General features: G+C 33.0%; 24 protein-coding genes. 14 read left to right on the plus strand and 10 right to left on the minus strand.

The genetic code is table 11. The annotated features are described in order from the left end of the window. Window positions 1–6: 6 nt before the first annotated feature. The 5 genes from ablA to Q0V67_RS04640 are packed head-to-tail and all read right to left on the minus strand — an operon-like array spanning window position 7 to window position 5,061. Window positions 7–1,248 carry a lysine 2,3-aminomutase gene (gene ablA, locus Q0V67_RS04620; RefSeq protein WP_297597492.1) on the minus strand — a complete coding sequence of 414 codons (1,242 nt, stop codon included), beginning with the start codon at window positions 1,246–1,248 and terminating at the stop codon, window positions 7–9. 34 nt (window positions 1,249–1,282) lie between these two features. Continuing rightward, window positions 1,283–2,317: an L-erythro-3,5-diaminohexanoate dehydrogenase gene (locus Q0V67_RS04625; RefSeq protein ID WP_297597493.1), complete on the minus strand. Its 1,035-nt coding sequence runs from the start codon at window positions 2,315–2,317 to the stop codon at window positions 1,283–1,285. Between the two features lie 10 nt (window positions 2,318–2,327). After that, window positions 2,328–3,146 carry a 3-keto-5-aminohexanoate cleavage protein gene (locus Q0V67_RS04630; protein ID WP_297597494.1) on the minus strand — a complete coding sequence of 273 codons (819 nt, stop codon included), beginning with the start codon at window positions 3,144–3,146 and terminating at the stop codon, window positions 2,328–2,330. A gap of 3 nt (window positions 3,147–3,149) precedes the next feature. Beyond that, on the minus strand, window positions 3,150–3,536 hold the full coding sequence (locus tag Q0V67_RS04635; RefSeq protein WP_297597495.1) for a hotdog domain-containing protein: 387 nt from the start codon (window positions 3,534–3,536) through the stop codon (window positions 3,150–3,152). A gap of 28 nt (window positions 3,537–3,564) precedes the next feature. Further along, the gene (locus Q0V67_RS04640; protein WP_297597496.1) at window positions 3,565–5,061 is read right to left on the minus strand and encodes a Na+/H+ antiporter NhaC family protein; all 1,497 of its coding nucleotides are present in this window, start codon (window positions 5,059–5,061) and stop codon (window positions 3,565–3,567) included. Window positions 5,062–5,350: 289 nt separating this feature from the next. Between Q0V67_RS04640 and Q0V67_RS04645 the strand changes: the two genes are divergently transcribed. Together Q0V67_RS04645 and Q0V67_RS04650 are read left to right on the plus strand one after the other, a co-directional pair. Beyond that, window positions 5,351–6,130 (plus strand): enoyl-CoA hydratase-related protein, encoded by a 780-nt coding sequence (locus Q0V67_RS04645; RefSeq protein WP_297597497.1) that lies wholly within the window; start codon window positions 5,351–5,353, stop codon window positions 6,128–6,130. Between the two features lie 37 nt (window positions 6,131–6,167). Next, on the plus strand, window positions 6,168–7,007 hold the full coding sequence (locus Q0V67_RS04650; protein WP_297597498.1) for a 3-hydroxybutyryl-CoA dehydrogenase: 840 nt from the start codon (window positions 6,168–6,170) through the stop codon (window positions 7,005–7,007). Between the two features lie 56 nt (window positions 7,008–7,063). Here Q0V67_RS04650 and Q0V67_RS04655 read toward each other — a convergent pair whose 3' ends face one another. Continuing rightward, window positions 7,064–7,633: a TetR/AcrR family transcriptional regulator gene (locus Q0V67_RS04655; protein ID WP_297597499.1), complete on the minus strand. Its 570-nt coding sequence runs from the start codon at window positions 7,631–7,633 to the stop codon at window positions 7,064–7,066. Between the two features lie 262 nt (window positions 7,634–7,895). Between Q0V67_RS04655 and Q0V67_RS04660 the strand changes: the two genes are divergently transcribed. The 7 genes from Q0V67_RS04660 (at window position 7,896) to Q0V67_RS04690 (ending at window position 14,900) form a co-directional block, all read left to right on the plus strand. Continuing rightward, window positions 7,896–8,546 (plus strand): CoA transferase subunit A, encoded by a 651-nt coding sequence (locus tag Q0V67_RS04660; RefSeq protein WP_297597500.1) that lies wholly within the window; start codon window positions 7,896–7,898, stop codon window positions 8,544–8,546. Window position 8,547: 1 nt separating this feature from the next. Beyond that, the gene (locus tag Q0V67_RS04665; RefSeq protein WP_297597501.1) at window positions 8,548–9,213 is read left to right on the plus strand and encodes a 3-oxoacid CoA-transferase subunit B; all 666 of its coding nucleotides are present in this window, start codon (window positions 8,548–8,550) and stop codon (window positions 9,211–9,213) included. 19 nt (window positions 9,214–9,232) lie between these two features. Further along, the gene (locus tag Q0V67_RS04670; RefSeq protein ID WP_297597502.1) at window positions 9,233–10,438 is read left to right on the plus strand and encodes an acetyl-CoA C-acetyltransferase; all 1,206 of its coding nucleotides are present in this window, start codon (window positions 9,233–9,235) and stop codon (window positions 10,436–10,438) included. A 24-nt stretch (window positions 10,439–10,462) separates the two neighbouring features. Beyond that, window positions 10,463–11,608, plus strand: coding sequence for an acyl-CoA dehydrogenase (locus Q0V67_RS04675; protein ID WP_297597503.1), 1,146 nt, complete (start codon window positions 10,463–10,465; stop codon window positions 11,606–11,608). An 18-nt stretch (window positions 11,609–11,626) separates the two neighbouring features. Next, the gene (locus tag Q0V67_RS04680) at window positions 11,627–12,412 is read left to right on the plus strand and encodes an electron transfer flavoprotein subunit beta/FixA family protein (protein ID WP_297597505.1); all 786 of its coding nucleotides are present in this window, start codon (window positions 11,627–11,629) and stop codon (window positions 12,410–12,412) included. 25 nt (window positions 12,413–12,437) lie between these two features. Further along, window positions 12,438–13,445, plus strand: a complete 1,008-nt coding sequence (locus Q0V67_RS04685; protein ID WP_297597508.1) for an electron transfer flavoprotein subunit alpha/FixB family protein — start codon at window positions 12,438–12,440, stop codon at window positions 13,443–13,445. A gap of 66 nt (window positions 13,446–13,511) precedes the next feature. After that, window positions 13,512–14,900, plus strand: a complete 1,389-nt coding sequence (locus tag Q0V67_RS04690; RefSeq protein WP_297597510.1) for a short-chain fatty acid transporter — start codon at window positions 13,512–13,514, stop codon at window positions 14,898–14,900. Between the two features lie 53 nt (window positions 14,901–14,953). On the opposite strand, the gene Q0V67_RS04695 is transcribed toward Q0V67_RS04690, so the two are convergent. Next, on the minus strand, window positions 14,954–16,285 hold the full coding sequence (locus tag Q0V67_RS04695) for an amino acid permease (RefSeq protein ID WP_297597512.1): 1,332 nt from the start codon (window positions 16,283–16,285) through the stop codon (window positions 14,954–14,956). 176 nt (window positions 16,286–16,461) lie between these two features. Here Q0V67_RS04695 and Q0V67_RS04700 point away from each other — a divergent pair, with 176 nt between their 5' ends. Then, complete coding sequence (locus Q0V67_RS04700; RefSeq protein WP_297597514.1) at window positions 16,462–16,596, plus strand: hypothetical protein; 135 nt, start codon at window positions 16,462–16,464, stop codon at window positions 16,594–16,596. A gap of 24 nt (window positions 16,597–16,620) precedes the next feature. Here Q0V67_RS04700 and Q0V67_RS04705 read toward each other — a convergent pair whose 3' ends face one another. Both Q0V67_RS04705 and Q0V67_RS04710 read right to left on the minus strand, forming a co-directional pair. Further along, window positions 16,621–17,466 (minus strand): MurR/RpiR family transcriptional regulator, encoded by an 846-nt coding sequence (locus Q0V67_RS04705; RefSeq protein WP_297597516.1) that lies wholly within the window; start codon window positions 17,464–17,466, stop codon window positions 16,621–16,623. Window positions 17,467–17,475: 9 nt separating this feature from the next. Next, the gene (locus Q0V67_RS04710) at window positions 17,476–19,827 is read right to left on the minus strand and encodes an aminotransferase class I/II-fold pyridoxal phosphate-dependent enzyme (protein WP_297597518.1); all 2,352 of its coding nucleotides are present in this window, start codon (window positions 19,825–19,827) and stop codon (window positions 17,476–17,478) included. Window positions 19,828–19,984: 157 nt separating this feature from the next. On the opposite strand from Q0V67_RS04710, the gene Q0V67_RS04715 reads away from it, so the two are divergent. The 4 genes from Q0V67_RS04715 to Q0V67_RS04730 all read left to right on the plus strand — a co-directional run bounded on the left by Q0V67_RS04715 (window position 19,985) and on the right by Q0V67_RS04730 (window position 21,972). After that, window positions 19,985–20,578, plus strand: coding sequence for a DJ-1/PfpI family protein (locus Q0V67_RS04715; protein ID WP_297597520.1), 594 nt, complete (start codon window positions 19,985–19,987; stop codon window positions 20,576–20,578). Between the two features lie 92 nt (window positions 20,579–20,670). Next, window positions 20,671–21,156 carry a peptidylprolyl isomerase gene (locus Q0V67_RS04720; RefSeq protein ID WP_297597522.1) on the plus strand — a complete coding sequence of 162 codons (486 nt, stop codon included), beginning with the start codon at window positions 20,671–20,673 and terminating at the stop codon, window positions 21,154–21,156. Between the two features lie 29 nt (window positions 21,157–21,185). Beyond that, window positions 21,186–21,614 (plus strand): ribose 5-phosphate isomerase B, encoded by a 429-nt coding sequence (gene rpiB / locus Q0V67_RS04725; RefSeq protein ID WP_297597524.1) that lies wholly within the window; start codon window positions 21,186–21,188, stop codon window positions 21,612–21,614. 13 nt (window positions 21,615–21,627) lie between these two features. Continuing rightward, the gene (locus tag Q0V67_RS04730; protein ID WP_297597526.1) at window positions 21,628–21,972 is read left to right on the plus strand and encodes a histidine triad nucleotide-binding protein; all 345 of its coding nucleotides are present in this window, start codon (window positions 21,628–21,630) and stop codon (window positions 21,970–21,972) included. 46 nt (window positions 21,973–22,018) lie between these two features. Here Q0V67_RS04730 and Q0V67_RS04735 read toward each other — a convergent pair whose 3' ends face one another. Next, window positions 22,019–24,478, minus strand: a complete 2,460-nt coding sequence (locus tag Q0V67_RS04735; protein WP_297597527.1) for an AMP-binding protein — start codon at window positions 24,476–24,478, stop codon at window positions 22,019–22,021. Between the last annotated feature and the right edge of the window lie 100 nt (window positions 24,479–24,578).

Consider the following 24,578-nt stretch of genomic DNA (forward strand, 5'->3'; position numbering starts at 1 on the left):
CAACTCTTAGTGTGCATTCCTTTGTTTTCTATCCAACTGTCTTGGCTCTAAAGTTTCTTCACAACCACTAATCAATCCTGCTACTCCCACTTGCTTTTTCTTAACTTCTCCCTTGCAAACATCACATTCACAAGAATTTACATAGTTTGTAGGCTGTGTGTATGTTGTTATAACTCCCTCAAAGTTTCTCAAAATTACTTTATCTGGTGATTGGGAGATTATATAATTTGGCATTACAGGAGTTTTTCCTCCTCCTCCTGGAGCATCCACAACAAATGTAGGAACTGCATATCCTGACGTATGCCCTCTTAACCCTTCTATGATTTCAATCCCTTTAGACACAGGTGTTCGGAAGTGTTCAATTCCCATAGATAAGTCACATTGATAAATATAGTATGGTCTAACTCTCATTTTAACTAAATCATGTACCAATGTTTTCATTATATGCACACAATCATTTACTCCTTTCAATAAAACCGATTGATTTCCTAATGGAATTCCTGCATCAGCTAACATATTACAAGCCTTTATTGCTTCTGGTGTTATCTCTTTAGAGTGGTTAAAATGAGTATTTAACCAAATTGGGTGATATTTTTTTAACATATTACAAAGTTCTGGAGTTATTCTTTGAGGCATAACAACTGGAGTTCTCGATCCTATTCTTACAATCTCAACATGAGGAATCTCTCTAAGTTTACTGATGATATACTCTAACTTATCGTCTGATAGAAGCAGTGGATCTCCTCCAGATAAAAGTACATCTCTCACCTGTGGTGTATTTCTGATATATTCGATAGCTTTTTCTATTCTATCCATAGGAACTGCTTGATCTGTTTGACCTGCAAATCTTCTTCTAGTGCAGTGTCTGCAGTACATCGAACACATATCTGTAACTAATAGAAGCACTCTATCTGGATATCTATGAGTTAATCCAGGTACTGGAGAATCTCCATCTTCATGTAATGGATCTAGCTGGTCCGCAGCAGATCTATGTAGCTCATTTATAGATGGTACTGCTTGCATTCTAACTGGACATTTTGGATCATCAGGATTCATAATACTTAAATAATATGGTGTAATCCCCATTCTAATTGTTGCAAGGGATTTTTTTATTCCCTCTCTCTCCTCGTCCGTTAAAGCTATTAAGCTTTCCAATTGCTCTAGTGTTTCTATTCTATTAGCAACCTGCCATTTCCAGTCATTCCATTTCTCATCCGTTACATTAAATTTTTCTCTCAAATTTATCATCAGTAAACTCCTCCAAATTTTTCTATTATTTTAATTACACGTATAACTTTTCAAATAACTCTCTAATGTCTTTTGATTCTCTAATAATTTCTAAAGTTAAATTCGCATGCCCTTTTGTATATCCGTTTCCAACTATCATACTCACATCTTTTCCTACACCTTCTGCACCTAATGCAGCTTTTGTGAATGATGTTGCCATAGAGAAGAAATAAACTACTCCGTCATCTTTTGTGATTAGTATTGAAGACATCTCTGTCCCAGGAACATTGACGTTATTTATTACAACATCACATAGTTCTCCATTTGTGATCTCATTTATTTTATTATATATTTCTACTGGTTTTGTTGCATCTCCAACTAAAACAATATGAGCTAATCCTAAATCTCTTATTCTCTGAGCATTGGCCTCCGAATATTCAAATACTATTACTTTTCCTGTAGTCCCAACATTTTTCATAGCTTGATAGCAACAAAGTATCCCAGATTTTCCTCCACCACCGATAATACAAACGGTATCCCCTTCTTTTACAAGTTTTTCAACTTGTGCTGGAGCTCCTGCTACATCAAGAGCTGCCAGTGCTAATTTTTCTGGAATATCTTTTGGTAGAACCGCATATATACCGCTCTCAAATAGTACCGCTTTTGCATCCACATCCACTTGATCATTTGAAATATTTATTTTTTTAATTTCATTTATTTTTAAAGGTGTCAATGACAGCGATACTAATGTTGCTATTTTATCTCCAACTTTTAAAGTTTTGTCTGGAAAATCTGAACCAATTTTTTCAATCGTTCCTATCAACATCCCTCCTGAACCTGTTACAGGATTTTGCATTTTACCTCTTTCTGCAACTATTCCTTCTATCATTTCTGCCATTTTTTTCTCGTCTCTATTACAAGCTTCTTTTATCTGTGTAAAACTAGCTGAATCAATATTTAAAGTTTGGACATCTATTAAAACCTCATTAGACATTATTTTCATGTCATTAGATATTTTTAATGCTCCCTGTGGAAGTGATCCTATTGGTTCAATTACTCTATGTGTTCCAAATTTGCAACCTTTTTTCATAATACCCTCCTCAATTTAACCCTAGTATTTTTCTTGCCTCAGTTGGAGTAGCTATATCTCTTCCAAACTCTTTTGCAAGTCTTACAACTTTTTCAACTAATTCTCCATTGCTCTTAGCTATAACACCTTTAGCTAAATAGATGTTATCTTCAAATCCAACTCTTACATGACCTCCAGATATTATAGAAGCCACTGCAAGAGTGAATTCAAATTTTCCTATCCCTGCGACCGAATAAGTAGATCCATAAGGTAAGCTTTCTTTTAAAAATAAGAAGTCTCTTAAATCTCCTGATATTCCACCATTTACTCCCATTACAAAACTAAAGTGAATTGGTTCTTTAATAAACCCTTTTTTAGATAGCCTTATTGCCATATCTATCATTGATTTATCAAATACTTCAACCTCTGGCTTAACATCCATATCTATCATCTTTTTCCCAAACTCTTTTATCATATTTTCAGTGTTTACAAAGACCTCGTCTCCACCAAAATTTAAAGTACCACAATCTAGTGTCGCCATCTCTGGTTTTAACTCTATTGGTTCTAACCGCTCAGCTGAACTCATCCCTACAGATCCCCCTGTAGATGGCTGAACAATTACGTCCGGACATTTTTCTTTTATAGCCTTTATGCACTCTTCATATCTCTGTTTTTTTTGAGTTGGAGTCCCATCATCCTCCCTGACATGAAGATGTATAATACTTGCCCCCGCTTTATACGCACTGTAAGCTTCTTTTGCTATCTCTTGAACTGTATAGGGAACAGCTGGGTTGTGTTCTTTTGTTACCTCTGCACCACAGATTGCGGCTGTTATTATAAGTTTTTCCATCTTTTACCCCTTTCTCTGAACTGCTTTTGGAACAACACAAGTCCCAACTGCCTTACATACAATGATAGGTTCTTCTAAAAAATCAGCTGCAGAATCACATATATCTGCTCTTGGAACAATCACTTTTCTAGCTTCAAAATACATCGCTCTGGATGTATTCCCTACTTTTGTAATCTCTCCAACAACCTCTAAATAATCCCCTGCATAGACAGGTGCCATGAATTCAACATCACTGTAAGCTTTAAATAAACCCTCATCTCCATCATGTTTAATTAGTAGCTCTGTTGCTACATCTCCAAATAACTGTAATATTCTTGCACCATCTACTAAATTTCCACCATAATGAGCATCTGCTGAGCTCATTCTTAATCTTATCATTGACTTTGTCATAACTCCTCTCCCTTTTATCTTTATTTTATTATACTGTTTCTTCTGCTTCCATAGTTATTTCAATCTCTTCATTTTCTCCAACCAATCTTACATCTGGTTCACTTGGTAAAGCAAATCTAGGTATTAACCTATCCAGTCCTGTCAGCGTTAAAATTAAAATACTACCTACAGCTATGTAGGCCATAAAATTAAATTTTATAATACTCATTGCTGTAAAACTTGCTAACGGGTATACAGCATTTGCTATTCCCAAATAAAATCCAATATAAACATGCCAAGGAATAAGTTGTGAACCAAAAACTCCAAGAGCATCACTAAATGTAGCATTTCTAAGTCTCAATGTCTCAATATCTTTTGGACTTCCCTTAACATTTTTCTCAACAAGTTCTTTTATAATTGGACCTATGGTTACTATCTGAGCCATTTCATCAGCTAATGCTGCATTCCCCAAGACAGATAAAACTCCATTGTAAAACATAAGTTGTCTAACATTTCCAGATATTCTTTTAATTAAAATGGATATTGGTCTAAATGCATCCATTGTTTTCATTACTCCACCAAATGCTGCAACCCACATCATCATAACAATAACCCATGATCCTGCACCTTCGAATCCTGAATAGATTAAATCTAAGAATGCTGAAGTACTCTCTACTGTTCCTGCAATCATCCCAAATACATACGATGCAAAAATTCCTAAAAATAAGCACAACAATGTATTTATTCCTTTAAACGCTGAAATAAGAACTAATATTAGAGGAATAACCATATAGTATGGAACTCCACTTTTAACTTGATTTAGTAATGCCACTGCACTTTCTCTCTTCTCAGCTAAAGCGGCCCAAGCCGACTCAGGTATTTGATTAATAGCCTCTACCGGACTTCCAACTTCCGTTGGTAATCCCATCATCACGCTAGCAATGTAAAATGTAATCACAGCACATACAAGTACTGATGCTGACCAAAAACCTTGGTGTCTTATTCTTTTTACAACCTCTACTCTTTGAATACCAGAACTAACAATTGTTGTATCTGATATTAAACCTATATTATCCCCAAAACATGCTCCCCCCGCTATTGCTGCAAGTGTTAGATACATATCTCCTTGTACAATATGGTTTAACCACAAAAATATTGGTGCACAAGCTGCAAATGTTCCCCAACTTGTTCCAGTCGCTATAGATAGTATCGATGTTACAATAACTCCTACAACTGCAACTGTTCTAGCTGTCAATCCAAATCCTAAAGCTATATTAATTATTGAAGCTCCTACTCCCGTAGACATAAATGCTTCAGCCATTGCATAAGCCATCATTAAGATAAAGAATGCTATTTGCATCTCTCTTGCATTTTTAATACAAGAGTCAATAATATCACTTATCTTCTTTTTTGCTACAAGTGATGCCACCATTGCTGCATAAACTGTTGCTAAAGGTGCTGCTAATAATGCGTCATACCCACTCATCATCAGTCCTGCCAAAACTAAAACTGGACTAAGCTTTATTATCGCTGTTACCGATCCCATATTTTCCTCCTAGAATGTTTATTTTCTCATAACCTTTTCAAGTAGGATGTAAGTGAGCGCTTACTTTAGTTTTGTCACTAGCTATATATACCTCACACCTTTTTTAAAGTCAATAGCTTTTTTTATTTTTTAAAAATTTAAAGTTTGTTTTTAGTACTAAAACGCTCTATTACAGACATAATTAGTAACTAATTTTTTATTTATCAAATAAAATAAATTTGACAAATTTATAACATATGAGGTAATAAGTGTGGCGTCATAGATAAACACATATACAGGAGGAGTAAAAATGGTATTTAAAAACCTTTTAATTAGTATAGAAGACCGAATCTGTACTGTTAAAATCAACAGACCTGAAGCTTTAAACGCTTTAAATGAGGAAACTTACAAAGAAATTCACAAATGTTTTTCTAATCTAGAAAAAAATGATACAATTGATGTCATTATTTTAACTGGTGAAGGAAGAGCCTTTGTTGCAGGTGCTGATATCTCTTTTATGAAAAATTTGGATACTAAACACGCTAAGGAGTTTGGAATACTTGGAACAAACTCTTTTAATGCTGTCGAGAATATTAACAAAGTTGTAATCGCTGTTATAAACGGATTTGCCCTTGGTGGAGGATGCGAACTTGCTATGGCTTGTGATATCAGAATTGCATCTGACAAGGCAAAGCTTGGTCAACCAGAAGTGACTTTAGGTATAACACCTGGTTCAGGTGGAACACAGAGGCTTCCTCGAATAGTTGGGGTCGCAAAAGCCAAGGAACTCATCTATACGGGAAATATTATTGGGGCTGAAGAAGCTCTGAGTATTGGATTGGTTAATCAAGTGGTGCCCCATGAAAATCTTATGGAATATTCTTTAGATATGGCAAAAAAAATAAGTTCCAATGCTAAATTAGCTGTACAGTATTCTAAAGAAGCTATAGATAAAGGCCTTCAAGTCGATGAAGCAACCTCTATGTTTATTGAAAGTAGTCTATTTGGACTTTGCTTTTCAACACACGATCAAAAAGAAGGGATGAATGCATTCTTAGAAAAAAGAAAAGCTCATTTCACAAATAATTAACTTTATTAAAAAAAACATATAAAATTAGGAGGTTATTATGAAAGTATTTATTGTTGGTGCTGGAGTTATGGCTAGTGGAATTGCCCAGGTTTTTGCAGCAGGTGGTCATGAAGTTTTAATCACAGATGTCAATAACGATATTCTTGAAAAAGCAAAAAATGGTTTTGTTAAAAATCTATCAAAATTAGTTGAAAAAGTTAAAATTACAGAGGATAGAAAAAATGAAATCTTATCAAAATTGAATGCTACTCCAGATTTAAATGATGCCAAAGATGCAGATTTAGTTATTGAAGCAGTTTCGGAAAAAATGGCTATTAAAAAAGAATTATTTGGCAAGCTGGATACTATTTGTGAAGAAAAAACTATTTTTGCAACAAATACATCCTCTCTTTCTATAACAGAGATTGCACTATCTACAAAAAGACCCGAAAAAGTTATTGGAATGCACTTTTTCAACCCTGCTCCTGTTATGAAATTAATTGAAATTATAAAGGGATACACCACAAGCCAAGAGGTTCATGAGACTATATTAGAACTGACTAAAACTTTAGGGAAAGAGCCTGTTTCTTGTGAAGAAGCACCTGGATTTGTTGTAAATAGAATTTTAATTCCAATGGTAAATGAGGCCATCGGTATTTTAGCGGATGGAGTTGCCACCACAGAAGATATTGATAACGCTATGAAATACGGGGCTAATCACCCTATTGGTCCTTTAGCACTAGGAGATTTAATCGGACTCGATGTGGTTTTAGCTATTATGGATGTTTTAGCTTCTGAGTTTGGAGATTCTAAGTATAGAGCACATCCTCTTCTTAAAAAAATGGTTCGAGCTGGAAAACTAGGTAGAAAAAATGGTGAAGGATTCTATAAATATTAATAACTAAGTAAAAAAAGAGAAATTCTAGTTTAATATAAAACTAGGATTTCTCTTTTTTAATGATTTTGATATTGTTTTATTGCTTTTTGATAAAATTTAATCTTTTCATTTAAAAAATATTCTTCTCTTTCATTTGAAAACCTGTTTTTTGTTAATATCTTTAAAAGAAATCCCCCCATAACACTAGCTAACATATCATTTACAAATACTTCAGGCGAATGATTTATCTTATTGACATAAAAAACTTGAATAAAATGATCCACTAAATAATTTTTAAAATCTATAGTTCTTAAAAATTTTTGATTATCACTATCTGAAAGTTTTAACTGTAATCTAAATATAACTTCATGTTGTTGTAAAAAACTTTGATATAGCAAAATGCTTTTAGATATATCCTGTTCCAACTCCCCCGTAAGACACTCATGTAATATTTTTATTATTTTACTCTCTTCCACAAATCTGTTAATAATCTCCTCTAAAATATTATTCTTTGTTCCAAATAATCTAAAAATAGTGACTTCATTACATCTAGCTTCGACAGCTAAACGTTTTGTTGATATTTTTTCAAATCCCTCCTGAGAAAAGAGTTGCTGAGCAGATTCTAAAATTCTATCTCTAGTTTTCATTTGTACTTCCCCCTTAGTTTAAAAACATATGTTATCACAAAATATACTTTACTTTTGACCCATTTGTCAATTTTTTTTATATATTTTTATTTTTTTTATAATTTTTTATCTCTCCCATCAATTAGGTGTTTTTAAAGTTTTTTTTGGATTTTAAAAAAATGTTTTATATCTTGCTATTGACAAATTAATTATCTATGAGGTATATATTCATACTGGTAAAGGCAAGTATTCACTTGCAAATTAGAATGGAGGAGTAAAAAATATGAAAAAATTGGTCTCTGTTGATTTTGCAGCATCACTTATCAAAGATGGTTCTTCTCTTATGACTGGGGGATTTTTAAAGTGTGGTTCTCCTAAAGAGGTTATTGAAAAATTACTTGAAAATGGAACTAAAGATCTAACACTTATTGCTAATGATACTAGTTTCCCAGAATTTGAAAGAGGTAAATTAGTTGTTAACAAAAGAATTAAGAAAGCTATTGTTTCTCACATTGGTACTAACCCTGAAACTGGAAAACAAATGCATTCTGGAGAAATGGAGGTTGAACTTGTCCCTCAAGGAACTCTTGCTGAAAGAATTCGTGCAGCCGGAGCTGGGCTTGGTGGAATTTTGACTCCTACAGGTATTGGAACAGTTGTCCAAGAAGGAAAACAAATTATTGAAGTTGATGGGCATAAATATCTTCTTGAAAAACCATTAAAAGCAGATATTGCTCTTATATACGGAAGTAAGGTTGATTCTTTTGGTAATATCTCTTTCTTTGGATCTACTCGAAATTTCAATACTGTTATGGCTACTGCTGCTGATATTGTAATTGTAGAAGCAGATGAAATTGTTGAGGGATGTTTAGACCCTAATGAAGTTGTTATCCCTGGAATCTTTGTTGATTACATAGTTAAGGGAGGAAAATAAAATGGAACTTACTAAAGAAAGAGTTAGAGAGATTATCGCTAGAAGAGTTGCTAGAGAGTTTAAAGATGGAGATGTTATCAACCTTGGAATTGGTTTACCTACTGAAGTGGCCAACTATATTCCAGAATCAATACAGGTGGCTCTACAATCTGAAAATGGTTTAATTGGTATGGGACCAACCCCTTGTGAAGCTGAGTCCGATTGCAGAATCGCAAATGCTGGTGGCTCCCTTGTGACTATCACTCCAGGTGGATGTTTCTTTGATAGTTTTACATCATTTGGAATTATTCGTGGTGGACACGTTGATGCCACTGTTCTTGGAGCTCTACAGGTGGATGAAAAAGGAAATCTTGCAAATTGGATGGTTCCTGGAAAAATGGTTCCTGGAATGGGTGGGGCTATGGATCTGGTTGTTGGAGCTAAAAAAGTTATAATTGCTATGGAACATACTGCCAAAGGAAGTCCTAAAATTCTAAAAAACTGCACTCTCCCTTTAACTGCAGCTAACGAGGTCAATCTAATTGTAACTGAAAAAGGAGTTCTTGAGGTTACTGAAAAAGGATTACTTCTTAAAGAGATCAGTCCTTTTTCATCAGTTGAAGATATAATAGCTACCACTGAGGCCACTATTATTGTTGACGATAATTTAAAAACTATGGAAGTTTAATTTTAAGGGAGGATATTAAATGAAAAAAGTCTATATTGTTGCTGCTAAAAGGACATCTATTGGTTCGTTTTTAGGATCTTTAAGCAAAGTTTCTCCCAGTGAAATGGCTGGTTCTGTTATCAAAAATATTATTGAAGAAACTAAAATCAACCCTTCCAATTTAGATGAAGTTATTATTGGAAATGTATTATCTGCTGGACATGCTCAGGGGATTGGTAGACAATCAGCTATTAAAGGTGGTGTCCCTTTCACAGTTCCCGCATATTCTATCAACATTATTTGTGGAAGTGGTATGAAAGCTATTATGACCGCTTATCAGGGAATTAAGTCTGGCGAAAGTTCTTTAATTTTAGCTGGCGGTACTGAATCAATGTCACAAGCTCCACTTCTTTTAAATAGTAATATTAGAACTGGTATAAAAATGGGGGATTCTACCGCTAGAGATCATATGATTTTGGATGCCTTAACCGATGCTTTCCACGGTATTCATATGGGAATAACAGCTGAAAATATTGCAGAAAAACATGGGATTAATCGAGAAGAACAAGATAAGTTTTCTATTACTTCTCAAATCAAAGCTATTTCTGCTATTGATTCTGGAAGATTTAAAGATGAAATTGTTCCTATTAAAATTTTAGACAGAAAAACCTCTACAATTGTAGATACAGATGAATATCCCAATAGAAAAACAAATTTAGAAAAATTAGGAACTTTAAGACCTGCATTTAAAAAAGATGGATCTGTTACAGCTGGAAACTCTTCTGGAATAAATGATGGTGCTGCTGTTCTTCTTTTAGCTTCTGAGGAAGCGATTAAAAAACATAATCTTAAACCACTTGCAGAAATAATTGGGGTTGGACAAGGTGGGGTTGATCCTTTAGTTATGGGCTTAGGACCTGTTCCGGCAATTAAAAATGTTTTGGATAAAACCGGATTAACACTTGAACAAATGGACTTATTGGAACTTAACGAAGCTTTTGCTGTTCAATCTCTTGGAGTTATAAAAGAAATCTCTGAGATGTATGCAATTGACCCAAAATGGTTTGGCGATAGAACTAATGTCAACGGTGGGGCAATTGCTCTAGGACACCCTGTTGGAGCTAGTGGTGCTAGAATTACTACAACTTTAATCCATGAAATGAAAAAAAGAGGATCCAAATATGGATTGGCTAGTCTTTGTATCGGTGGTGGAATGGGTACAGCTATAATTATTAAAAATATTTAATAACTTAAAATTAGGAGGAAACAAATGGATTTTACATTAACTAAATCGCAAGAACTTTTTAAGCAAATGATCACTACTTTTGCTGAAAATGAAGTGAAACCTCTTGCTGCTGAAATCGATGAAGAGGAGAGATTTCCTGTAGAAACAGTTGAAAAAATGAGTAAAATTGGTATGATGGGAATCACTATTCCTAAACAATATGGCGGGGCTGGTGGCGATCAAATCATGTACACCATGGCTGTTGAAGAACTTTCAAAAGTCTGCGGGACTACAGGGGTTATTCTTTCCGCACATACTTCTTTGGGGGTTGCTCCTATTTTAGAATTTGGAACTGACAATCAAAAACAAAAATTTCTTCCTAAAATGGCTTCTGGTGAATGGATTGGAGCTTTTGGATTAACTGAACCAAATGCTGGAACTGATGCTGCCGGACAGCAGACAACAGCTTGGTTTGATGAAAAAACTGATCAGTGGGTATTAAATGGATCTAAAATATTTATAACTAATGCTGGTTATGCACATGTTTATATTATATTCGCTATGACGGATAAATCTTTAGGTTTAAAAGGTATCACAGCATTTATTGTTGAATCCGATACACTCGGTTTCTCTGTTGGTAAAAAAGAGAAAAAACTTGGAATTAAGGGATCGGCTACTTGTGAATTGATATTTGAAGATTGCAGAATCCCAAAAGATAATCTTCTTGGAGCTGTCGGAAGAGGGTTTAAAATAGCGATGATGACTCTTGATGGAGGAAGAATTGGTATTGCTGCTCAAGCTTTAGGTATTGCTGGTGGAGCTTTGGATGAGACTATCAAATATGTTTGTGAAAGAAAACAGTTTGGAAAACCTCTTTCAAAATTTCAAAACACTCAGTTCCAAATAGCTGATATGTTTGCTAAAGTGGAGGCATCTAAACATCTTGTCTATAAAGCTGCTTGGAAAAAATCTAGAAAGGAAAATTACTCTTTAGATGCAGCAACTGCAAAGTTATTTGCCGCCGAAGCTGCTATGGACGTCACAACCAAAGCCGTACAACTGCATGGTGGATATGGATATACTCGAGAGTATCCTGTTGAGAGAATGATGAGAGATGCTAAAATTACTGAAATCTACGAAGGAACTTCAGAAGTGCAAAGAATGGTTATTGCGGGATCATTACTAAAGTAAATTGGGAGGATTAACAAAATGAATATAGTTGTGTGTATAAAACAAGTACCTGATACTACAGAGATTAGACTAGACCCTGTTAAAGGAACACTTATAAGAGATGGTGTTCCTAGCATAATAAATCCTGATGACAAAGGTGGATTAGAAGAAGCTTTAAAATTAAAAGATCAATTTGGAGCTCATATAACAGTAATCACTATGGGACCACCACAAGCTGAAGCTGCTCTTAGAGAAGCTATTGCTATGGGGGTAGACAGAGCAATTCTTTTAACAGATAGAAAGTTTGCTGGAGCGGATACTCTAGCTACATCGCACGCTCTTTCAGCTGCTCTTTCTGAGTTAGATTATGATTTAATAATTGCAGGAAGACAAGCCATTGATGGAGATACTGCTCAGGTGGGACCACAGATAGCAGAATTTTTAAACCTTCCTCAAATCACATATGTAAAAGATATCAAATTTGATGGAACAGATACATTTGAAGTTAAAAGAGTTACAGAGGAAGGATATATGTTACTTCAGGTTGCAACCCCTTGTCTTATGACTATTTTAGCAGAAGCTAACAAACCTAGGTATATGAATGTTAAAGATATCGTAGATGCATTTAACAAAGAAGTAGAAGTTTGGGGAGTAGATAGATTATCTGATCTGGATGAAACAAAGCTTGGTTTAAACGGTTCTCCTACAAAGGTTAAGAAATCATTTACAAAAGGTGTTAAATCTGTTGGACAACTTTATGAAGTTGACCCTCAAGAGGCAGCAAAAATTATAGTTGAAAAATTAAAAGAAAAATTTATAATCTAATATTTTAAAACAAGAGGAGAATATCATGAACTTAAATGAATATAAAGGGATCCTTGTTTTTGCTGAGCAAAGAGAGGGAGTACTACAAAACGTTGGATTGGAATTGATTGGAAAAGGAAAAGAACTAGCTCAATCTTTAAACGAAAAGGTAACAGCTGTTCTTCTAGGATATAATATAGCCCATCTCGCAAAAGATTTAATCGCATATGGTGCTGATGAAGTAGTGGTTGTAGATTCTAAAGAGTTATCCATCTATGACACTGAAGCTTATACTCAAGCTTTCAGTTCAATTATAAACAATAAAAAACCTGAAATTGTTCTTATTGGAGCAACAACTCTAGGAAGAGATTTAGGTCCTAGAATATCTTCGAGATGTGAAACTGGACTTACAGCTGACTGTACAATGCTAGAAATAGGAGAAAACAAAGAGTTATTGATGACAAGACCCGCTTTTGGTGGAAATTTAATGGCTACTATTATATGCCCTGATCATAGACCTCAGATGTCAACAGTTAGACCTGGAGTTATGACAAGATTAACAAAAGATGAAAAAAAACAAGGGAATATTATTGACTTTAAAATAAATTTTGATCACTCAAAAATGAAAGTTAAGGTTTTAAATATCATAAAAGAAGCTAAAGCTAAAGTGGATATAACAGAAGCTAAAATTCTTGTTTCTGGAGGAAGAGGTGTTGGAGCTCAATCAGGCTTTGATAATTTAGAGCTTTTAGCTAATGAATTAGGTGGTGTTGCTTCTGCATCAAGAGCTCTTGTTGATGCCGGAGTGGTTAATCATGACAGACAAGTTGGACAAACAGGAAAAACTGTTAGACCAGATGTTTACTTTGCGTTTGGAATCTCTGGGGCTATCCAACATTTAGCTGGTATGGAAGAATCCGAATACATCATCGCCATTAACAAAGATAAATCAGCTCCTATTTTTGGCTCTTCTGATTTAGGTCTGGTAACCGATTTAGGAAAAACTATTCCTTACTTAATTGAAGAGATTAGAAAAGCTAAAGCTGAAAAATAATATTTTCAAAAAAAACAAAGGATACACCTCCTTTGTTTTTTTAAATAAATTTTGGGGGTTATTCAATTGAAAAATTCAAATCTAAATAAACATAAATCTTTAAATCTATTTGAAAAATTTACACAACTTTGCGTTACTCTTATGCAAAAATATCTTCCAGATGCGTTTTTATTCGCTGCGGTTCTTACATTTATAGTTTTTATTGCAACTACATTCATGACTAAACAGACACCATTTGCCGTAGCTATGCACTGGGGAAATGGTGTTTGGTCTCTTCTTTCTTTCTCTATGCAAATGGTTATGGTTTTAGTTACAGGTCACACACTAGCAACTGCACCATTTTTCAAAAAAATTTTAAATCGACTTTCTGATTTGCCTAAATCACCTATCCAAGCCATTATGTATGTTACTTTTGTATCAGGAGTTGCCTGTATTTTAAACTGGGGATTTGGTTTAGTTATTGGAGCTATCTACGCAAAAGAGATTGCTAAAAAAGTGCAAGGTGTTGATTATCGACTTCTCATCGCTTCTGCATATTCTGGATTTTTATTATGGCACGGTGGAATTTCGGGCTCAATTCCTTTGACACTGGCTTCTGGAAATCTTTCTAAAGCCACTGCTGGAGCTTTAAACGATGGAATATCTACAACACAAACTATTTTTTCATCGTACAACTTAATTATTTTATTTACACTTTTATTCACACTTCCTCTATTAAATGCTGCAATGCACCCTAAAAATAAAGAGGATATATTTCAAGTTGATCCCGCTCTTCTTGAAGACGAAGTAAAACCAATTGTTTTAGATAGAGCTAAAATGACACCCGCAGATAAAATTGAAAATAGTCCTATTGTTAATATTGCTATTGGAATTTTAGGATATACATATATTATAGGATATTTTTTCAAGAATGGTTTCGACCTAAACCTTAACATCGTTAATATGATATTTTTAATTACTGCAATTCTTGCTCACAAAACTCCAAAAAATCTTTTGCTAGCTTTTAGTAGTGCCTGTAAAGGAGCTTCTGGTATTATACTTCAATTCCCATTTTATGCTGGTATCATGGGAATGATGATCGGTAAAAATATTGATGGTTCTTCTCTTGCTGGGATTATTTCTCAAAGTTTTATCAGTTCCTCAACCACACTTTCTTTTCCAAGTTTAACTTTCTTAAGTGCTGGAATTGTGAATTTTTTTGTTCCTTCAGGTGGAGGACAATGGGCAGTTCAAGCTCCCATAATGATGCCCGCTAGTTTAGAGTTGGGAGTTTCTGCTGCTAAAACAGGTATGGCTATTGCTTGGGGAGATGCTTGGACAAACATGATTCAACCCTTCTGGGCTTTACCTGCTCTTGGAATAGCAAAACTTGGGGCTAAAGATATTATGGGGTATGGAGTTATTATAACTATTTATTCTGGTATAATTATAACTCTAGGATTAACTTTTCTTTAATATATAAAAGAAGCATTCAATTTTGGAGAGTTAATCCAAATTGAATGCTTCTTTTAATTTTTCTTTCTATAAACAACTAACCCTGTCAATGTTAGAATTACTGATATAGCCATATATGGTGGATTCGATATTGCAGCATATACAAATATTGATACTCCTCCTAACAATGCTAATATCGGTACTATTGGATAAAATGGAACAATGTATGGTCTCTCTAAATTCGGTTCTCTTTTTCTTAAAATAAACAATCCTAAAAAAACTAAACAATAGAATAACCAAAATAATGCCACAGGTATATCTCCAAAAACATCTGGATTTCCCGTTAATATCATCGCTATTAAATATATTGTAGATAAAGCATACATAACTATTGAAGAGTTAATTGGCTGTTTATGCTTTTCATCTATTTTTCCCAAAAATTCTTTTTTAGGTATATTTCCTTCTATTGCTAAAGTATATGGTATTCTTGTAGATGCTAAAATCATTCCATTTAGACCTCCAAATGCTGAAATCATTATTCCTAAAAATATGAACTTTGCTCCCAGTGGTCCAAATAATTTTGTAGCTACTCCAAGCATTCCAACTTTTACAAGCTCATCTGCTGTGAATACATTTAAAAGTGCAACATTTAAGAAAACGTAGAATATAGCAATGAATCCTAAACCTAAGATTATAGCTTTCGGTAGATCTTTTTTTACATTTTTCAAATCTCCTGCGATTGTTCCAACATATATCCACCCATCAAAAGCAAACATCACTGGTACTAAAGATAGTCCTAGTAAAATTAGAGGTGACTGTGAAGTCACTGTTTTAGTTGCCTCTGCCATGTAAAAAACACCCTCTGTATTATTTGTTGATAAAAATCCAAATACTGTTATTAGTAGCAACGGTATAATTTTAGCGGCTGTCGCAAATGTTTGAATTTTTCCGCCAACACTTTTTGTAAAAATATTGATTCCATACAGAAAACTAATAGCTAAAAATGCTGTTATTCCTAAAAATTTAGTATTAGTTGGGTCTACATTTAAAAAATTCCCTGTAAATACTGCAAAGTAGTATGCTATTAACCCTATTAAAGCTGGAAAATATATAATAAGTTGAGCCCATCCAACTAAAAATGCTATTCTTTCTCCATATATTCTTTTTATCCATGCAATCATTCCTCCAGTTTCAGGAATTGCTGCTCCTACTTCTGCTGCTGTAAGACCTGAAAGAATTGATATTACTCCTCCTAAAACCCATGCGGCAATCGCAATTTTAGGATTCATATTTGCTGCAATTAAAATTTGATTAGCTTTAAAAAATATTCCAATCCCTATAACAATTCCAACAACCATGGAGAATGCTACTGAGAATCCATATCTCTTTTCTAAATTTTGGTTCATAAATTCACTCCTTTTAAGCTGTTCTATTTTTTAGTATCTTATTCCCATTTTAAAGAACTTTTGATTTGTTATTTTAACATACTTTAATTGACAACTCAAGTTTTTTATTTATTTCTTGATTAAATAATTAAAGTGGTATATAATTGATTTTGTAAATAAAGGGGTGACAAAAGAAAATGTTAGAAAGAAAAAATAGCAACAATATGATAGTGGATTATTCAGCTAAGTTTTACTTATTCCCATTACTTTTTGTAGGTCTTTTTTTAAGAACAATTGATCAATTATTTTTAAGATTAAAATATCAAAGATAAAAAGAGAGCTACCGCTCTCTTTTTTTATTTTTGGTATATATTAAATCTATCTGTTATCTTTTTTAATTTATCCAGTTTTTCTATACTTTCATCTTTATTCTCTCTTCCAAATTTTAGAAGTAAAGCGTTCAAGATTACAATTCCTGGAACAAATGTATAGGCTTTTCCACCATTTTTAGTAGTGATTACTAAATCAGACATATTCCCCAATATAGAGTCCTTCTTATCAGTCATAGTTATAATTTTATTCCCTTGTTCTTTAAAAAACTCTGTAACCTGACATGTAAAGTTTGTATATGGATGAAATGATATTGTAAACAACAAATCATCTGGTTTAGAATACAGAAGTCTATCCGTAAAATCCGAAGCTCCTGAAATCATCAACTCTACATCTTCTCTTAACTCTTTTAGCATGAAATATAGATAATATGCCAATGCATACGATCCTCTTGCACCTAGTATATATAATTTTCTGCTCTCTTTTATCATTTCCATAGCTTTTTCCAATTGAGCTTCGATCGATGTTATATCCATCTCTTCCAAAAGTTCAACATTTGTATTTATAATTTCCAAAAGTATTCCTTTTTCAACAGAAGAGTCAATCTCTTGTCTAAATTCTTTCATCTGTGAAGTTGATATTTCAACATCTTTTTGAAAAACTCTTTGAAAATCTGGATAACCCTTAAATCCCAAGCTTTTTGAAAATCTTGTTATCGTAGCAGGGCTTGTTCCCGTTTCTTTTGCAAGTTCATTTATAGAGATAAATGAAACTATACTTTGGTTATGTTTTATAAAGTCTACAATTTTTTTAAAACTTTTACTATACGTTGAATAATTTTTCTCTAAATCAGCTAATACCGCCTTTTTCATTTCACACCTCTATATATTTGGATTTAGTACAAATTCCGCTAAATCATTTACAAAATTCATTGTTTTTTCATTTTTATCATTTACTGGATTATACTCCACAATATCAACTGATGTGATAGAGTAGTTCTTAAATAAGAATCTAAATGTTTTAAACATCTCTTCAGGTGTAAATCCATTTCTTACTGGTGTACTTACTCCTGGAGCAAACTCTGGATCTACAGAATCTACGTCAAAACTTATATGTATATTATCTATTTTCAAGTAATCTTTTATTTCATCTAAAACATTTTCTAGACCTTTATGAACAACCTCATCATAAGGAATTACTTTTACACCTAACTCCTCAATAACTTCTCTTTCCTTTACATCTAGATCTCTAGCACCTAAAATCACAACATTTTTGCTGTCTATCTTAGCCCCTTCATAGAAACAATTTACTAAATCTCTATCTCCAGCACCCTGTAAAAGAGCCAACGGCATCCCGTGGATATTTCCTGACATTGTAGACTCATCAGTATTCATATCACCATGAGCATCAATCCATACAACTCCTACTTCTTTCTCTAATGCAACACCAGAAATTGAACCTAAAGCTATTGAATGGTCTCCTCCGATTGTTATTGGTCTATATCCATCTCTTACAGCTTCATTAACTGCAGATGCTAATTTTTCACACGTATGAAGGATTGTATTCTTATATTTTAATGTCCATTCATTGAAATTTTCTCTTTGCTTTTCTACATCTATATATGTCATTTCACCGAATGTATCTGGGAAGTATTCTTCTAAAACTTCTGGACCAAATTCAATACCTGCTTTATTTGCTCCTAAATTCATTGGAACAGCAAACATCTTATTTTTCATTTTTTCTGTATATAGATATACTGCATCCTCTTCATCTATTACTCTGATATATTTTAATTCTGGATCTTCCATCCCTTGAACATGTAATTTAGCAGTCTTTAAATTTTGAACATAGCTTATTATCTCTTTGGTTATTCTCTCTCCTGGAGTTATAACTGGAATTCCAGGTGGATATGCCATTATCATCTCTGCACAAATTTTGTTTTCACTTTCTAAGAATTCAACTCTATTATTTTCACTATAGAAAGCTTCTCTTGGTATTAGAACTGCTTCAGGTATAGTTGGCATTTTTCCAACTGATTCCCCTATTTTTTTCCCTTTTCCAAAGAATCTTTTACTGATATCCTTCAATGCCTCTAATAGCTTTCCAGTGCTTACCTCGTCATCTCCTAACGTCACTAGTCCTAAAACATTATAAAAATCAGAAAGTTCCATTTGAATATTATAATCATCTACCAGAAGTGTTTCCAATTCAAATCCTGTCAATCCTAAATCTCTTGCTGAAATAGAAAGTTTTGTTTCATCAAAATCATGAATGCCATATCTTCCAACTATCTCTTTTCCAAAAGAAAAAATTCCAGGTATCTTATTTACCTCTGCCCTTAAATCTCTCGACAATTTTAATGTTTTTGTTAATAACTCTCTTCCTTCAGTAGCTATTTGTCTTCTTGCACAATCCAATGATGCCATCAAAGGATAAGATGGTGATGTTGTATGTAACAAACTTAAAATTTGTTGAATTCTATTTATATCAACTCTTGTAGAATTCACATGTAACATTGACATTTGAGTCATTGCCCCAATTATCTTATGTGTACTTTGACAACAGATATCTGCACCTGCATCTATAGCAGAAATTGGTAATTCTTCATGGAAGTGTAAGTGAGCTCCATGAGCTTCATCAACTATTAAAGGAATATCATAGCTATGAACTATATCCGCAATTTTTTTAATATCTGTTGCTGCTCCGTAGTATGTTGGATTTATAATTAAAACTGCCTTCGTATCTGGATGCTGTTTTAACATGCTTTCAACAACCTCTGGTCTAATTCCATGAGCTATTCCTAATTCATCGTCAACTTCAGGATTCATATATACTGGTAATGATCCACTTAAAATAATCCCACCAGAAACTGATTTGTGTACATTTCTCGGGACTAATATTTTCTCTCCTGGTTTTACAACAGACATAATCATAGCTTGAATTGCTCCTGATGTTCCGTTGACAGCAAAGAATGTCTTTTTTACTCCATATGCGTCAGCTGCTAACTCTTGTGCTTCCTTTATACAGCTTTTAGGATTGTGTAATCCATCAACCATTTTAAAAATAGTTACATCAATTGAGAAGGGATTTGGTCCCATAAACTCGTAAAACTCTTTATCCATCCCCTTTCCTCTCTTATGTCCTGGAACATGAAAAGGCGTTATATCTCTTTTAGCATATACGTCCTTCAGTGTTGAGAATATAGGTGTTTGATATTGATTTAATTTAGTCATCTTACCTCCTTATTTGGTAAATTTTGTTCTTAAAAATGATATGAAAAAGTTATAAAATAATATATAATCTACATTATTAATTTCTTTTAAAATACGAGATATTGTAGAGCTTTTTAGAAATTAAGTCAACTATTTTTTGAAAGGAAAACCACAAAACATGAAAAAAATTTTAATTTTTGTTTCAAATGGCTTCGAAACCCTTGAGTTATCACCATTTATCGACATCTTCGGTTGGAATAATATTGTTGGAAATAAAAAAATATTTTCAAAAATATGTGCTATTCACGACCAGCTAAATGCAACGTGGAATTTAACAATCATTCCTGAAGTAAACTTAAAAAAAGAATCTATAACTCTTGAGGAGTATGATGCTTTAGTTATTCCAGGCGGATTTGGAAAAGCTGGTTTTTTTAATGATATTCAATCTTCCGAGTTAAAATCCTTGTTAACTCATTTTATTTCTTCAAATAAAATCATTATTGGAATTTGTACAGGTTCTCTAGCCATAGCAATTAATGGTTTTTTAGAAAATATTCCCGCTACTACTTATCTTTTGGATAATGATAGATATTTTAGCCAACTTAAGAATTATGGTGCTGTTCCTATTAGAGAAGATATTGTAATTTCAAACAACATTATCACTTCTTCTGGACCGAGTACCTCTATAGATTTAGCTTTTTACCTATTAAAGTTGCTAACAGACGATGAAAATGTTCTTTTAGTAAAAAAAAATATGGGATTTTTAAAATAATTAATATTTTTAATGAAATTTCTTTAGATTTATGTTATTCTTTAAGTGTCAAATAACCCTATTTTAATAGGGATTTTAGAGAGGTGTTTTATATGAAAATAGAAGAAGGAAAAGTTGTAACACTTGAGTTTAAAGTTTATGACAAAGACAATGGAGAGCTTTTAGAGGATACAAAAGAAGTAGGACCATTTTTCTACATCCATGGATTTGGAAATTTTGTTCCAGCTATCGAAGAAGCTTTAGAAGGTAAAGAAAAAGGATACACAACAACAATTGAATTAACTCCTGAAGAAGGTTACGGAGAGTATGATGAAGAGTTAGTTGTAGAGATGGATAAAGATGAATTCGTTGAATTCGAAGATATCTATGAAGGTTTAGATTTTATTGCAGACATGGATGATGGTTCTGAGCAATCATTTGTTATTACAAGTGTTGAAGAGGAGTTCGTTGTAGCGGATGGAAACCACCCATTCTCTGGTAAAAATTTAAAATTTGATGTTACTGTTTCTGATGTTAGAGATGCTACAGAAGAAGAAGTAGAGCATGGTCACCCTCATTTCCACGGTTTCGAAGATTAATCAAACTATATAATTTAAGGAGTAATTAAATGAAAATAGCTTTAGGTGCAGATCACGGTGGATTTGCTTTAAAAGAAATTATTAAAAGTCATCTAGAAAAAAAAGGCTTTGAAATTTTAGATAAAGGAGCTTTCTCTACTGAGTCTGTTGATTATCCAACTTATGCAAAGTCTGTTGCTAAATCTATTCTTGAAAAAGAAGCGGATTTTGGTATTTTAATCTGTGGTACGGGTATTGGTATATCAATTGCTGCAAATAGATTTAAAGGTATTAGAGCAGCTCTTTGCTCAAATACAACAATGGCTAAGCTTACAAGAGAGCATAACGATGCCAATATTCTTGCACTTGGGGCTAGAATGACTGGTGATATCCTAGCTCTTGAAATTGTTGATGAGTTCTTAAGAACTCAATTCGAAGGTGGAAGACATTCAACTAGAATTGAAGCTATTGAACTTTAAGAAGGAGTGAACTATGGCTACTATTTTTACTAAAATTATAAATAAAGAAATTCCAGCATCTATTGTTTTTGAAAATGATAAAGTTATTGCTTTCAAAGATATTAATCCTCAGGCTCCTATTCATATATTAGTTGTTCCTAAAAAGGAAATCCCAACTTTAAATGATATTGAAAAAGAGGATTCTGAGTATATCTTAGCTATGTATTTAGCTATAAAAGAGATTGCTCATGATTTTGGAATCTCTGAAAATGGTTATAGAGTAATCACAAACTGTAATACTCACGGAGGGCAGGAAGTATTTCATCTGCATTTTCATCTTTTAGGTGGAAAACCTCTAGGGCATATGTTAGCATTTTAAAATAAAAGGTTGGATTCTAGCAATTGCTAAAATCCAACCTTTTTACTTACTTCTCAACCCATTCTTTTATCTCTAAGAAATTAGTAGACACAATTTTTTCTACATCTAATTTCTCTGGTGAGACCTTCTCAAAAAACTTTATTTTTACTTTTCCTTTTTCAGGCATTTTCCTATGAGCCGGAAATAATTCATAAGCACCTTTTATTGCAAACGGTTGAATATCTGCATTGAGCTCTTTAGACAGTATGGCATAAAACTTTTTAAATTCTTTTACTTTCCCATCTCTGCTTCTTGTCCCTTCTGGAAATATTACTATATTTTTACCTTGTCTTAATGCTGTTGCCGCAGATTGTAATGTCTCCGAAAGATTTTTATTTATATCTATTAGTATTATGTTTGAATTTTCTCCAAGATATTTCATAAATCTACCCTTAAAATGTGCTACTTTAGCTAAATAATAAGTTTCATCTAAAATATTATTGTCTAAACTTTGTGAAAAAATAAAGCCATCTAAAAAACTTTGATGATTACCTATAAAAATAGTTGGCCTTTCTATTTTTATATTTTCTAGCCCCTCTTTTTCTATTTTTAAATATGTTGAGAAGGGTATTTTAGAAATTAATTTTATCACTTTACCAATAAAATTATATTTTGGTAGTCCTTCTAAGTTTTCTTTTTCTAATATTTTTTTCCAATCGATATCTTTTACATCTACACCCTTTGAATGAATCTTTAGATACTCTGAAATTTTAACAACCGTTGGATTTTCTATAAAAATATCCTCTGTCAATGTCACTCCAAAACTATTTTCAATAAAAGCTATAAATTCAACCATATCAAGTGAATCTAATCCTAAATCTAGTTCTAAATGAGCTGTTGAAGAAATTTCCCTTCCTTTCAGTTCCTTTAAATAACTTGAAACTACTTTATATTCTTCAAAAGTTGGTGTATTTATCTCTTTTTCAACCTCTATATTCCCTTCTAATAAATCTGGAATCATAAATCTTCTGATCTTTCCTATTTTTGTTTTTGGAAGCTCTTCTTGAACTATCTTTATATCCAGGATTTTTTTATAATTCGCTGCTCCACCGTTATATTTATCTATCACTCCAGTTTTTAAAGTTTCTAGAATATTTGTAATCTTTTTTTCTTTAACTTTTTGAAAATTAGGATATACTACCACTGTCAATAAAGAATTGTACTCAATTACAACCATCTCTTCTATCAAATCAGTTTTAGACATAATCCATTGCTCTATTTCTATTGGGTTTATATTCTTCCCGTTAGAAAGAACTATCATCTCTTTTTTTCTACCGGTTACATACAGATACTCACCCTTCATCTCACCGAGATCGCCTGTATGGAACCAACCTTCTTTATCTATAACTTCTGATGTCTCTTCCGGTTTATTGTAATAACCTTTCATAAGATTTCTTCCTTTTGAAAGAATCTCTCCATCCTCAGCAAATTTAATCTGAACCCCATCCATAAGCTTTCCTGCTGATCCTGGTACAACCTGGTTTATTGGTGTAAACGTTATCATTGGAGCCGTCTCTGTAAGCCCATATCCCTCACAAATATCTATTCCTAAGATTTTAAAATCTCTAGATATTTCTGGGTTCAATTTAGAACCGCCTGATACAAAAAATCTTATGTTCCCTCCAAAACCTTCATGAACTTTTTTAAATATTTTTTTACTTAAATCCTTGCTGTTCATCTTCTCACAAAGTTTAAATAATATTTTTGCAACCTTATTTGAATCTATCTTTTCCATTATTTTTTTATGAAGCATCTCCCAAAGTCTTGGCACACCTATCATCATTGTTATTTTATAATTTTTTAAAGCCTCCACCATCGATTGAGATGACAACTCCTTTAAAAAAGCTATTGTAGCTCCTTGCTGCAATGGAACTATCCCAGATCCTAACAATGGAAATATATGGTGCATCGGCAGTAACGCTAAAACTCTATCTGTTGGTTTATACATATTGTACTTATTTAACCCTTCAATATTTACCAATATATTATCGAAAGTTAACATCACTCCTTTGGGTTTTCCAGTTGTTCCCGATGTATATAAAATTAATGAAACTGCGTCATTTTCAGGAGCATATATGATTCCTTCATGATTTGCTTTTGATAAATCTATCTCATCTACATTCAATATTTTTGTTTTTATTCCTGATTTTTCTACAGCTTCTTCCGCTATTTTTAAATTATTATTTGATGTAAATATATATTTTGGTGTTGAATCCTCAATAAAATATTGAAATTCAGAAACTTTCGAAGCCGAATCCAAACAAATACATGTCCCTTTTTTATCCCAAATTCCTAAAAAAGCAAATAAAAATTCCGGTCTATTTTCCATAAAAATAACAACATGATCCTCTTTTTTAATATCTAAATAAGTCGCATACTCCTTTGATCCAGATATTAGATCTTTATATGAATACTCTTTGCCTTCATATATTATCGCCGTCTTATTATAATTTTTTACAAATTCCAATTTTCCCTCCCAAGTATTACAGGTGTTTTCTTAATCTTTAGTTTGATTATATCATAATTGCGTTATTATTTCAACAATGTGAGTTGATGAAAAAAGCTAT

It is taken from the genome of uncultured Cetobacterium sp., from assembly GCF_947072685.1.
Classification (GTDB): Bacteria; Fusobacteriota; Fusobacteriia; order Fusobacteriales; family Fusobacteriaceae; genus Cetobacterium_A.